Origin of the sequence: Veillonella sp. T11011-6, from assembly GCF_002959755.1 — a bacterium.
Taxonomy (GTDB): Bacteria; Bacillota; Negativicutes; order Veillonellales; family Veillonellaceae; genus Veillonella.
On sequence record NZ_PPCW01000004.1, the window covers coordinates 71089 to 84499 of the forward strand.

13 protein-coding genes are annotated in these 13411 nt (G+C 40.1%); all 13 read right to left on the minus strand.

All coding sequences use genetic code 11. The features are described 5' to 3' along the window. Positions 1-7: 7 nt before the first annotated feature. A complete protein-coding gene (locus VRHSUH10_RS04865; protein WP_105089674.1) occupies positions 8-505 on the minus strand; it encodes a cell division protein SepF in 498 nt (165 codons plus the stop codon). A gap of 51 nt (positions 506-556) precedes the next feature. After that, entirely contained in the window at positions 557-1243 is a 687-nt protein-coding gene (locus VRHSUH10_RS04870; protein WP_105089675.1) for a YggS family pyridoxal phosphate-dependent enzyme, read from the minus strand. Positions 1244-1453: 210 nt separating this feature from the next. Continuing rightward, positions 1454-2308: a peptidoglycan editing factor PgeF gene (gene pgeF, locus VRHSUH10_RS04875; RefSeq protein ID WP_105089676.1), complete on the minus strand. Its 855-nt coding sequence runs from the start codon at positions 2306-2308 to the stop codon at positions 1454-1456. A 9-nt stretch (positions 2309-2317) separates the two neighbouring features. Then, entirely contained in the window at positions 2318-4045 is a 1728-nt protein-coding gene (locus VRHSUH10_RS04880) for a radical SAM protein (RefSeq protein WP_105089677.1), read from the minus strand. Between the two features lie 62 nt (positions 4046-4107). Continuing rightward, on the minus strand, positions 4108-4827 hold the full coding sequence (locus VRHSUH10_RS04885) for a DUF421 domain-containing protein (protein WP_105089678.1): 720 nt from the start codon (positions 4825-4827) through the stop codon (positions 4108-4110). Positions 4828-4839: 12 nt separating this feature from the next. Then, complete coding sequence (locus VRHSUH10_RS04890; RefSeq protein WP_105089679.1) at positions 4840-5301, minus strand: DUF3290 family protein; 462 nt, start codon at positions 5299-5301, stop codon at positions 4840-4842. A 123-nt stretch (positions 5302-5424) separates the two neighbouring features. After that, entirely contained in the window at positions 5425-5934 is a 510-nt protein-coding gene (locus VRHSUH10_RS04895; protein ID WP_105089680.1) for a hypothetical protein, read from the minus strand. Between the two features lie 145 nt (positions 5935-6079). Then, a complete protein-coding gene (gene ilvC / locus VRHSUH10_RS04900; protein WP_004695212.1) occupies positions 6080-7087 on the minus strand; it encodes a ketol-acid reductoisomerase in 1008 nt (335 codons plus the stop codon). A 184-nt stretch (positions 7088-7271) separates the two neighbouring features. Continuing rightward, positions 7272-8057 carry an ABC transporter ATP-binding protein gene (locus VRHSUH10_RS04905; protein ID WP_105089681.1) on the minus strand — a complete coding sequence of 262 codons (786 nt, stop codon included), beginning with the start codon at positions 8055-8057 and terminating at the stop codon, positions 7272-7274. Positions 8058-8068: 11 nt separating this feature from the next. Beyond that, positions 8069-8557: an acetolactate synthase small subunit gene (ilvN, locus tag VRHSUH10_RS04910; RefSeq protein ID WP_105089682.1), complete on the minus strand. Its 489-nt coding sequence runs from the start codon at positions 8555-8557 to the stop codon at positions 8069-8071. Continuing rightward, positions 8557-10266 (minus strand): biosynthetic-type acetolactate synthase large subunit, encoded by a 1710-nt coding sequence (gene ilvB / locus VRHSUH10_RS04915; protein ID WP_105089683.1) that lies wholly within the window; start codon positions 10264-10266, stop codon positions 8557-8559. The genes ilvN and ilvB overlap by 1 nt, the downstream gene beginning before the upstream one ends. 18 nt (positions 10267-10284) lie before the next feature. After that, entirely contained in the window at positions 10285-11508 is a 1224-nt protein-coding gene (gene ilvA, locus VRHSUH10_RS04920; protein ID WP_105089684.1) for a threonine ammonia-lyase, read from the minus strand. A gap of 41 nt (positions 11509-11549) precedes the next feature. Next, the gene (ilvD, locus tag VRHSUH10_RS04925; RefSeq protein ID WP_105084905.1) at positions 11550-13220 is read right to left on the minus strand and encodes a dihydroxy-acid dehydratase; all 1671 of its coding nucleotides are present in this window, start codon (positions 13218-13220) and stop codon (positions 11550-11552) included. Between the last annotated feature and the right edge of the window lie 191 nt (positions 13221-13411).

Consider the following 13411-nt stretch of genomic DNA (forward strand, 5'->3'; position numbering starts at 1 on the left):
AGAGAAATTATTTGTTTTCCCAAGCGTATTCGTTTTGCTCAGTTTTGTTACTTTCATTATCAGAATAATCAATGGAAATATTTACAGGTACGCACATGAAAATGTCCTTACCCACCTTTTCCAATTTACCATCCAATGCAAAAGTCGCACCAGATACGAAGTCCACAATACGTGCTGCTTCATGAGGATCTGTATTTTCAAAGTTAATCAATACAGGACGCATGTCGCGTAATTGATGTGTAATATTTTCAGAATCTTCAAATACTTTTGGTTCAATTACAACTACTTTCATAGCTGTTGGACGTTGTGTCATCGTAGATTGGCCTCCTACCTTGCGTGGATGAAATTCAGATGCGCCGGATACTGGAGCTACTGGAGCTACTGGTGTAGGTTCCGCTTCATATTCTTCTTCATCTTCATAGTCATAATCATCATATTCATAGTCATCATCATTTTTGCCTAAGAATAAGTTTTTTGCTTTGTCTAAATAATCTCCCAATGCCATTTGGATTTCCTCCTAATACTTAACGCTATCGATTATCAGGCAACCCGAGCCTTAATCATACACACGTTCCCCAAAAATTGCTGTGCCTACACGAACGATGTTAGCCCCTTCTTCTAAAGCGACTTCGAAGTCGTGAGTCATCCCCATAGATAAATATTGAATCTGCCCCTCTTCAAAGTAGCCTTTCATATCCTCATACAAGGCGTTTGCTACGCGGAAGATTGGACGTGCTTCCTCTGGATCGTCGAAAAATGGCGCCATACACATCAAGCCCCGTACACGTACATGAGGCAATGTCTTTGCATAGTCTCGAATATCAGGAAACTCCTCTACGGACATGCCCGTTTTGGAGGCTTCTCGAGCTACATTGACTTGCAACAATACGTCTTGCACCTTGTCGTGCTTTGTAGCGACCTTTTCGATTTCATCTAATAATTTACGGCTGTCTACAGAATGAATTAAATCAAACATAGGCACCGCTTGACGCACCTTGTTGACCTGTAAATGGCCAATCAAGTGCCATGTTAACTGTGGCCCCTTATAGGTGAGCTGTTTTTCCTTGGCCTCTTGTACTCGATTTTCCCCTACATGAGTCACACCGAGACTAGCCGCCTCCTCTACAGCTGACACAGGGTGGTTCTTTGTAACCGCCACTAACAATGCTGTATCTACGCGACCAACGCGCGCCATAGCATCTGCCATGCGCTGCTGTATTGCGTGTAGGGATTCTTCAATCATGTGATCCCCCTTCAATCTATATTTAAAAATCATAAAATATATTTGTATAGACTATTCTATTATATAGTATTTATTATTGATTGTACATCATTTAGGTCTTATAAAGCGCGTAAATCCATGTATGTATATACTAAAAATTATACAAATAATTCTATCTTTGGTAAAAGCTTCTAGTAAAAGCCTAATACTAATATTGATGAGAATCTAGTACTATCGTTCTTGTAGCATACTAAATAAAGCCATACGACCTGTTTTACCAGATTCTCGACGATAGGAATAACAATCTCTATCTGTTACTGTGTCAGTACCGCCAATAGCGATATTTTCTTTAGGTACACCATTCACCATAAGTCCTTCGGCGATAAAGTTCCATAAGTTGATATAGGCTTTATCTAGTTTATCACCTGGATAGTTTACAACATCAGCCACACTACGGTCGGTCATACCACGCCATGCTAATTCAAAACGTTTCCCTAACTCTACATCGACTTCAAAGGATTCTGGTCCAATGCTAGGTCCAAGATAGATATAACAATCTTTGAACTCCGTACCATACGCTTCTTTCATAGCCTCAATAGTAAGAACTGGCAAATGTCCTATCGCTCCACGCCAGCCTGCATGCACTGTAGCGATAGCATGATGCTTAGCATCATAAATACCTACAGCTACACAATCGGCAGTAAATAAAAAGAGTGGTACATTTGGTAACTTTGTAAATACAGCATCACAATCAGCAATAGCCGTATCCTCCCCAAGGGCACCAGCACCAATGAGATTTTCTGTAATTTCTACAGCCTTCAGACCATGTACTTGATTACCACAGGAAATACGCTTTGGATCTACGCTTAGATGGTCCGCCACAATAGCTCGATTAGCCCGTACATTCTGAGGCTCATCCCCTACGTGAAATGCTAAATTTAGTGATGCATAAGGGGCCTGAGATACGCCACCATGACGATAGGTATCACCCATAAGGATAGGGAACTGTTCCGCCCAATTAGGTGCTTCATAGGACCAAGTACCATGAGGTCCTTTTACATCTATACGTTTTACAGATTCATTCATGAGTATCTCCTATTTACAAACACCACAACGTTTACAGCCTTGCACACACGGCGGTGTATACGCTTCATCGACGGAGCGCTTCAATTCCATTTCAAGATAACCTTCGTCCATGCCCATATCTAAGTGGCTCCATGGCAAGAATTCATCAAAACTACGTTCTCGATAATTCAGCTCATCCATATCAAGACCTGCCGCCTTCATTTCAGCCTTAAAGGACTTACTACCTCGGTCTGCTGCACAGGCTGCAAGAACCGCACCAAGGCGACGATCTCCACGAGCTAGTACACCTTGGATATATGCCTCTTTAGGAGATTCAACGAGCACCTCGATACGACGGTTCTTTTGCAATGCTTTTTTAATATATTGTAGCCTTTTCTCTACTGTCTTTTGATTGTCCATCGCCATCCATTGAAATGGTGTAAATGGTTTAGGAATAAATGGATTAATGCTGAGCGTTAATCGCCCTTTACATCCCACCTCTGCCATATGGGCTTGCGTCCGTTCTGCAAGGCCTACGATTGCTTCAATATCTTCGTCTGTTTCTGTAGGTAATCCAATCATAATATAGAGGCGCATATGTTGAATGCCAGACTTAGCAGATAAAGTGGCAGCATTTTTCAAATGCTCTTCACTAATCCCTTTATTAATAACACGGCGTAACCGTTCACTGCCTGTTTCTGGGGCAATGGTAATCGTCTTTTGACCGCTGTCTGCCAAGCCATCTACTACGGCTTGCGTTAAGGAGTCCGCCCGTAAGGATGCACAGGAATAGCGCATATCTTTTGAGCGAATATAATTAACTAGTTCGTCTACCTCTGGATAATCAGAAATAGCGGCCCCCATAAGGCCTACCTTTTTACCTAATTTCTCTGCTCTATCTACGCCTTCTTTTAATATTTCTAAAGGTCGTACGCGCGGTACACGGAAACAATAGCCGGCCATACAGAATCGACAATGACGACCACAACCACGCGCAACCTCGATGATGTACATAGCGCCAAATTCTGTATAGTTTGTTGCTACTACGGTTTCGCCGCCACTAGTGAGCATTTCAAAGTGGCGTTTAATCGTCTTCGGCGCACCGTCTGCAATATCATAGCCTTTAAAGCCCCCATCTTCGCTATAAATCGGCACATATAAGGATGGGACGTACACGCCAGATACATTCGCTAATTGACGCAAAATAGCATGTCGATCTAGACCCTCCATTTTGCCATCGCGAATGATATCTAGAACGCGACTAACGATACCTTCCCCTTCACCGATGATGAAAGCATCGATAAAGTCAGCAAATGGCTCAGGATTAAAGGTAGCACATGGGCCACCGGCAATAACGATAGGATCAAATTCGGTGCGGTCCTTCCCCATAATAGGTACGCGTCCATGACGTAACATCAACGGAATATGAAAATAGTCCATTTCAAAGGTCACGTCAAAGGCTACCACATCAAATTGATGCATAGGCCGCTGTGTTTCAACACTCATCAACGGTGTCTTAGTCTTATCGTATGCTTCTAATTCTTTCTTCTCAGGCAAGAAAATGCGTTCACATACGCTATCATTGCGTAAGTTGATTTCCTCATAAATAATGTGCAGACCAAGATTACTCATGCCTACAAAATATGTATTAGGATAGACGATTGCTACCTTTTGCCCTGCATGAGGGTTTACAGTAACCCGACTATCTTCGTCTTTATATAATTCTTGTAATCGATCAATTAAATCTTTACGATTCACTAGTTCCCTTTCTATATAAGCCCACTATGAATAGTGGGCTTAAAAATACTACATATTAGATTTTAAAATTTAGATTTCAATGTATTTTTAGTAGAAATAGTTTTAGTCTTTAAAGCACTTACAATTTGAGGACGATGTTTTCTTTCATACGGATAGATGACTACCTCACCATCTTTGTATTCAGCAATATATACATCTTTTATTTTATACCCTTGCTTTTCAACCTCTTTTTCAAGCCACTCTTGTTCTTTTTCAATTACAGCTAATGTAAAGTGATTAATTTGACCATCATCAATAAGATCAAATTTAATATTTTCATCACCGAATTGAACAACGCTTAACTGACCATTTTGTTCTAGTACAGCACGTTTTACATCTGTTACATATTGAACACCAGCAGTACGCAATTTCAATTTAAGCTCCGCTGCTTGAATGCCATAACGCATACACTCTTCAGTTAATACGTGACCCTTTTCAATTACAATAACTGGATGACCATCGAGAATGGTTTTGAAGAAACGAAGATTACCTTTTAAGAATTTAAGAGACATTACAAGGATAGTCCACAAAATGAGGACTAACATAAATTGTAAAATACCAATTTGGTCATTGTAAATAATGGCACCAATAATACCACCAAGTACATAGTTTTGTAATTGGTCTAACGCAGAGGTTGGCGCTAAATTGCCCTTCCCCATTAAGTTAATTTGTAAAATAATCGCCAAGAGACCTATGGCGAGTTTGGCAAAGACCATCCCATAGACGGCCATAGCTTCTGTCATATGTGGTCCTCCTTATGGTAATACATCCTCAACATCATGAATTCGATCAGTAGGGCTTACCTTATATACACGGGTAATCGTATAGGTTGAAAACTCTGGGTTGAACTGAACCTCATAATAAGCATCATTAACCTTTAAAATCATACCATTACGAATCTTTAAGGAGTTAACCGCCAGTTGTTCACTTGGTATGGATTGATCAGTACTAATCGAATGTAGAAATTGAGCCATACGAGAAGAGTCTTCAGAGTATGTTTTCATTCGGTTATATTCTTGATACTCCAGTCCTAAGAAAAACACTACAACTAAAGACAAAATAACCAATAAATCACGATAGCGATTAGTAAAACCATTTCGCAATACCTGTACACCTAGAACAAGCAGTGCTAAAAGAATGGCAACAAAAACGATAAAGCCCCATGTTTGGCCTGTCACAGCCTGACTTTCAACATAGGCCAACGTGTAAAAATCCATATTGTTCTCCTTTCATATATTATTCTTTATTATATCACAAATAAATATGCTAATAACCAACAACGACTTATAAAAAATAGAGCTACCACAACGATAGCTCTATTAAACAGTTTCTATACTAATTTATTTACATTCACGGTACACGATGATATAAGCATGGGTATTCGCTGTAAAACCAGATTCTAATTCTAGTTCAACTTCTAAAACGGCATCGTCAACGTCACCTTTATAATACGCCTTACGTTGTTCCGCGGAATAGAAATACATAGCCGCATTATATTCATTACCTGCTTGTACTGGAATTGTGATAGTAACAGGCTGTGTTTCAACATTCTTTGTTTTAGTGCCTACATTATCCGTCGTGTAATATACGGATTCAATAGTATGTTCTCCTGGTGTTAATGCCACAATGACTTGACCATATTGACCAGTTTTATGATCAATAGTAGAAAGCTCCTTACCATCAACCTTTACAGATTTACCATAAATATGAAGAATCGCTTTATTAGCATTCTCTTGTACAAATTGTTGTTCACCGGCTTGTCGTTTTTTATTGAACTTCATAAATACGGCAAACAAAATGGCCCAAATGACTGCGACAGCCACGATGATAATAATAGTTGTAGAACTCATAGTATCTCTCCTTATACCAAAACATACTACACTAACTCTACGTTAACTATATCATACGTACTTGTATTACTCAATAAAAAAGCGACCCCAAATGGGGTCGCTTTCAGTAAGCTTATGCTTATCAAGAAATTACTACAGTAATCTCTTATTTCAACCAGCTCATCAAGTTGCGAAGTTCTGCACCAACTGGTTCGATTGGATGGTTTGCAGCTGCTTCACGATGTTCTTTAAGGAATTTTTGACCATTTTTGGAATCAGCCAAGAATTCGTCAGCGAATTTACCAGATTGGATATCAGCCAAGATTTGTTCCATAGCTTTTTTAGTATCTGCAGTAATTACGCGAGGACCTGCATGGTAGTCACCATATTCAGCAGTGTTGGAAATGGAGTGACGCATTTTTTGGAAGCCACCTTCGTAGATAAGATCTACGATCAATTTCATTTCATGCAAGCATTCGAAGTAAGCGTTTACAGGTTCATAACCAGCTTCTGTTAATACTTCGAAACCAGTTTTGATCAATTCAGTAACACCGCCGCACAATACAGCTTGTTCACCGAAGAGGTCAGTTTCAGTTTCAGATTTGAAGTTAGTTTCCAAGATACCGGAACGGCCACCACCGATACCAGAAGCCCATGCTAATGCAACTTCTTCAGTATCACCAGATGGATCTTTTTCTACAGCGTACAAGCAAGGAACACCGGAGCCTTCTTGGTATGTACGACGTACTAAATGACCAGGGCCTTTAGGAGCTACCATGAATACGTTGATGTCTTCACGAGGTACGATTTTACCAAAGTGAATGTTGAAGCCGTGAGCAAATGCCAAGTATGCACCTTGTTTCAAGTTAGGAGCAATATCTTGTGCATATACGTCTGCTTGTAATTCGTCCGGAATCAATACCATAACGATGTCAGCACCTTTAACTGCTTCTGCAGTTTCTTTTACTGTAAGGCCAGCTTCTTCAGCAGCTTTCCAGCTAGAAGAACCGCCACGAAGACCAATTGTTACGTCCATACCATTTTCTTTTAAGTTCAATGCATGAGCATGACCTTGGGAGCCGTAACCTAAAACTGTAATTTTTTTGCCTTCCAATTTGCTCAAATTACAATCTGCATCATAATAAACTGTAGTACCTAAAATTTTACCTGCCATACTAGACAACCTCCAATATATATTCAATAGAATATTTAATATATATACTGTACACAATCTCACAAATAAATGCAAGATTTGTAGTGTATATCGTAATTTATCGAATAGTCAAATAGACTAATCTACAACTTAAATTTGTACCCTTTTTGTATTAAGAAAAAATGAATTATCCCATTTTTAGCTCTTACTTAACAATAATCCATGGGCGATTTTTCTCCCATACTACAGATACATCAATACCAAATACGTCGCTTAGAATTTCATCTGTCAAGATGTCTCGCTTCTTGCCTTTATACACAATGAGGCCATCTTTAATAATAGCTACATGTGTAATACTGGGCATAATCTCTTCAATTTGATGAGATACATAAATAAAAGGCTTATGCTCCTCTCGTGCCATATTCTCAACAGTTCTTAAGAATTGCTCGCGAGCAGGCAAATCAAGACCAGAGCAAGGCTCATCTAAAATAAGCAAATCTGGATTAGCCATAATAGCGCGTGCTAATAATACGCGGCGCTGTTCACCAGCGGACAAGGTATGAAATCTATGGCCTTCCAAATAGGACAAACCAAACTCGGATAATAATTGCAGTCCTCGTTCGCGCACCTCAGGATCTACCTTCTGATAGATACCGATACTGTTAAAGGCACCAGAAATAACAACATCTTCTACCACTTGTTTATCCAAGGTAGACTGAAATTGCCCAAGCGCCGAACTAACAAAGCCTAATCGCGCCTTGATCTTAGGCCATGCATATTTGCCAAATTCATGACCAAATACGCGTAATAGACCTGTTGTAGGAATTTGGTAAGCTGGAATCATGCTGAGCATCGTCGATTTACCAGCCCCATTGAGACCTAATAAGGCCCAATTCTCCCCTTCTTCAACATGCCAATTAATGCCTTTTAAAATTTCTCGGCCTTCACGACGAAACTTGACGTCTTCATAATGGAGTAATTCACTACTCACACAATCATCTCCTAAATCTTTTCTCCACGGCTCATTGCGGTAATGCCAGTTTTGGCAATTTCAAGGACACCATAGGTTTCCATAATTTGAATGAAGCCGCGTAATTTTTCTACGCTACCAATTACTTCAATAATCATAGAAGTAGGAGAAATATCGAGTACATTGCCACGATATACATCGGCAATTTGTACAATTTGAGAGCGTGTTGCAGCAGTTGCTTTTACCTTGATAAGCATTAACTCACGGCATACTACATCATGATCTTCAAAAACTTTAACCTTTACAACATCAATGAGCTTGTAAATTTGTTTTTGAATTTGGTCTAAGATGCGATCATCTGCCTCAACGGTGAGGGTAATACGAGCATAGCCTGGTGTATTTGTAATACCAGATGTCATCTTTGTAACATTAAAACCGCGACGGTTAAAGAGTGCCAATATACGTACACCAATGCCTGCTGTATTTTTTGCAATTACTAAGACTTGATGTTCTCTCGCCATTATAGCACCCCTTTCTTGCCCATCATACCACTTACGGTACCGCCAGCTGGAATCATCGGCAACACATTATCTTCTCTTGCTACACGGCAATCCAAGATGATACTTTCATCAGATGTAATGAAAGATTTAAATTCTTTATTGAAATCCTCTACATTATCGATACGAGCGGCTTTCAAATCAAAGGCATCTGCCAGTTTCAAGAAGTCTGGGCTCGTTTCCAAATCTACATAAGAATAACGGCGGTCATTAAAGATTTGTTGCCATTGACGAACCATGCCAAGGTAACCATTATTAATGATAACAATCTTAATTGGTAAATTATATTGGCGAACCATCATGAGTTCTTCGAAGGTCATTTGGAATCCACCATCACCAACAACAAGGATAACTTGTTTATGAGGTGCCCCCACTTGAGCCCCAATTGCAGCTGGTAAGCCATAGCCCATGGTACCTGCACCACCAGATGTAACAATGGTATGAGGTTTTTTATGAGTTAAGAATTGAGCCGCCCACATTTGATGTTGGCCTACGTCACTTACAATAACTGCATCCTCTTTGGCAATCTTGTTAAGTTCAGATAATACATATTGTGGATGTAATACACCATCTTGAGATTCAGGGATTACCATAGGATATTCCGCTTGCCATTCACGAATTTGTCCGATCCACGCTTCATGAGTTGTAGGCTCCACAAGTGCATTGAGTTCGGTTAAAACTCTCTTCAAATCGCCTACGATTGGTACGTTAATAGTAACATTCTTATCAATTTCTGCTGGATCAATATCGATATGAATGATTTTAGCTTTTTTACAGAAGAAATCTGGATGACCTGTAATGCGGTCGTGGAAACGAATACCGGCTGCAATAACAAGGTCTGCTTCTTCTGTACTATTATTAGCCGCTACAGAGCCATGCATCCCCACCATACCAAGAGCAAGCTCATGGTTACCTGGGAAACCACCAAGGCCAACTAATGTATTTGTTACAGGAATTTGAGCCTTTTCTGCCAATTCCTTTAACTCATCCATAGCGCCAGATTTCAATACACCGGCACCGGCAATGATGAGCGGACGTTTCGCATTTTTAATGAGTGTAGCCGCTTTCTTAATTTGCCCTTGATGACCTTTATAGGTTGGATCATACCCTTCAAGATGGATAGGTACTTCATATAATTTATTGTATTCTGTCATGGATATTTTTTCTGTTTGAATATCCTTAGGAATATCAATAAGAACAGGTCCTGGACGACCTGTACTAGCAATAAAATACGCTTCTTTAATGATACGAGGTAAATCGCGAATATCTTGAACAAGGTAGTTATGTTTTGTAATCGGCATGGTAATACCTTGGATATCTGCTTCTTGGAAAGAATCCTTACCAATAAACGGACGACCAACCTGACCAGTAATGGCCACCATAGGTACAGAATCCATGTAAGCAGTCATAATACCTGTAACAAGATTAGTTGCACCAGGACCGGACGTAGCAAGGCATACGCCTACTTTTCCAGATACGCGTGCATAACCATCTGCTGCATGGGCTGCACCTTGTTCATGACGAACAAAATAATGTTTAATTTCAGGGAAGCTATAAATTTCATCATAAATTGGAATTACCGCGCCACCTGGATAACCGAACATGTCAGTTACACCTAGGCGATGCAATGTTTCAAGGACAATGCGTGCCCCATTGATTGTTTCTGCGCTCATAGGAACCCTTTCGACCAGCTATTCAGATAAAATCTCGCTGGAATTTAAACGTTTAATAATGTAACCATTATTTTTGAAAGTATCAATAATATGTTGAATGTGCTCTTCACCATTTGTTTCTACAGTAACTTGTAATTCCACTTCGTGGAAGCGGTCAAGATTTTTAAACTGATTATGATCAAGTTTAATAACGTTGGCATCGGCATCTGCAAGCATTTGAGATACCGCAACCAATTGACCTGGTTTATCAGGAAGATTGACAGAGAAAGTGAAGATACGACCACGCAATACGAGGCCTTTATTAATCATAGAGGAAATAGTAAGTACATCGATATTACCACCGCTAACAATAGCCACTGCCTTTTTGCCTTTACAGTCTAATTTTTTTAGACCTGCTAATGGTAAAATACCGGAGTTTTCTGCTACTAATTTATGTTTTTCTACAAGCAACAAAAATGCTTCCATCAATTCATAATCAGAGACAGTAACAATTTCATCTACATATTTCTTAATATATTCTAATGTAGTTTCGCCGATTTGACGTACAGCTGTACCATCTGCGATAGTTGCCACCTCACGAAGTGGTACAGGATGATCTGCTTTTAACGCAGCAATGGCACTTGCTGCACCTTCAGGTTCTACACCAATAATTTTAATGCTAGGATTTTTTAATTTTGCAGCAGCTGCGATACCAGAAACAATACCGCCACCACCAACAGGAACTAGCAATACATCCGCATCAGGCAATTCCTCAAGAACTTCTAATGCGATTGTACCTTGCCCTTCGATAACATCTTCGTCATCAAAAGGATGGACGAACACATATCCGTGCTCTTGTTGTAATTCCATCGCTTTTTGGTAAGCTTCATCATAAATTTCACCATGCAGAACGACTTCTGCACCATATTGTTTTGTGGCATTCACCTTAATGAGAGGCGTATGCTTTGGCATGACGATTGTCGCTTTAATGCCTAGACGTTTTGCAGCAAGCGCTACACCTTGCGCATGGTTACCGGCAGACGCGGCAATAACGCCGCGCGCCTTTTCTTCTTCTGTTAATTTTGCAATTTTATTATATGCACCACGAACCTTAAAGGAACCTGTTATTTGCAAGTTTTCTGGCTTGATATATACATCATTGCCACTTTCATCGGAGAACACATCACTGTGAAGCAGTTTTGTTTTTACAGTAATTGTGCTTAGTCGCTCACGAGCCTCCATAAAATCATATAACTTATGCATCTGCACCATCTCCTCTAGTTAGTATTAATGAAAGTCTACTATTAGTCTTCAAATACTTCGATAGCACCTTGTGCTGCAGAGGATACGTGAAGAGCGTATTTTTTTAGATATCCAGTTACATTGGATTTGAATGGTTTCAATGCTGCTTTACGGCGAGCGATTTCATCGTCAGATACAGCTAATTCCAATTTGCCATTTGGAATATCGATATTGATGATATCACCATCTTCAACAACAGCGATTGTGCCACCAGCCGCAGCTTCTGGAGATACGTGACCAATGGATGCACCACGTGTAGCACCGGAGAAACGACCGTCAGTCAACAATGCTACATCTTTATCAAGACCCATACCTGCGATCATGGATGTTGGTGTTAACATTTCACGCATGCCAGGGCCGCCTTTAGGACCTTCGTAACGGATAACTACCACATCACCTTTTACGATTTTACCGCCTGTAATAGCTTCAACAGCTTCTTCTTCGCTGTTGAATACTTTTGCTGGGCCAGAGTGAACGAGCATATCTTCATCTACGGCACCTGCTTTTACAACGGAACCGTCTACAGCAAGGTTACCTTTAAGAACGGCAATACCACCTGTTTCATGAACAGGATTATTCCAAGGATGAATAACATCTTCATCAGTTACATGAGCTACCGCTGCAATTTCACCTTGTGTTTTAAGAGCTACAGTTTTGCAGTCTGTATGTAAACGACCATTTTCTGCTAAACGTTTCAACACAGCAGATACGCCACCTGCAGCATACAAGTCTTCGATGAAGTATTTACCAGATGGAGAAAGTTTGGACAATTGAGGTGTATTTTGTGCAATGCGATCGAAGTCGTCCAAGGACAATGGTACACCTGCTTCGTGAGCGATAGCTGGCAAATGAAGAGCTGTATTAGAGGAACCACCCAAAGCCATATCAAGAGCTACTGCATTTTCAAAGGCTTCGCGTGTCATAATATCTTTAGGACGAAGGTTTGCTTTCAATACCTCTACTGCTTGCATACCTGCTAATTTAGCAAGACGTAAACGTTCAGAGTATACTGCTGGAATTGTACCATTACCAGGAAGGCCCATACCAAGAGCTTCTGTTAAGCAGTTCATTGTATTAGCTGTATACATACCAGAGCAAGAACCACATGTAGGACATGCTGTATTTTCGATTTCAGCTAACTCAGCATCACCCATTTCACCAGTTTGATGTTTACCTACTGCTTCGAATACGTCAGACAAACCGATTTTTTTGCCATTGTGTACGCCAGCAAGCATAGCGCCACCCGATACGAATACAGATGGAATGTTAAGACGAGCCGCAGCAATCAACATACCAGGTACTACTTTATCGCAGTTTGGAATGAATACCATAGCATCAAAAGGTGTTGCCATAGCTGTTGCTTCGATGGAGTCAGCAATGATATTACGTGTTACCAAGGAGTATTTCATACCGATGTGGTTCATAGCCAAACCGTCGCAAATACCGATTGTATTGAACTCGATTGGCACACCACCTGCGTTGCGAATGCCGTCTTTTACGGCTTGTACAATATTTTTCAAGCCCACGTGACCAGGGATAATTTCGTTGAAAGAGTTCGCAATACCAATGACTGGTCTACCCATTTCTTCATCAACGAAACCAAGAGCTTTTAGCAAAGATCTATGTGGTGCACGTGCTACGCCTGTTTTTAAATTGTCACTTCTACAACTCATGTTAATCTCCTCACTTTTCTTGAAAGCATCCACTTGGATGTCTTTCAACTTAACAAAAAAAGACGATTCTTATGAATCGTCTTAAAAGTTTACAAATGATATTCCTTTTGTTTACAGAATTCCGATATACATAAACAATCCTATGTACCCCTTGGAATATATACACATAAGAAACAAACCATATAGTCAAA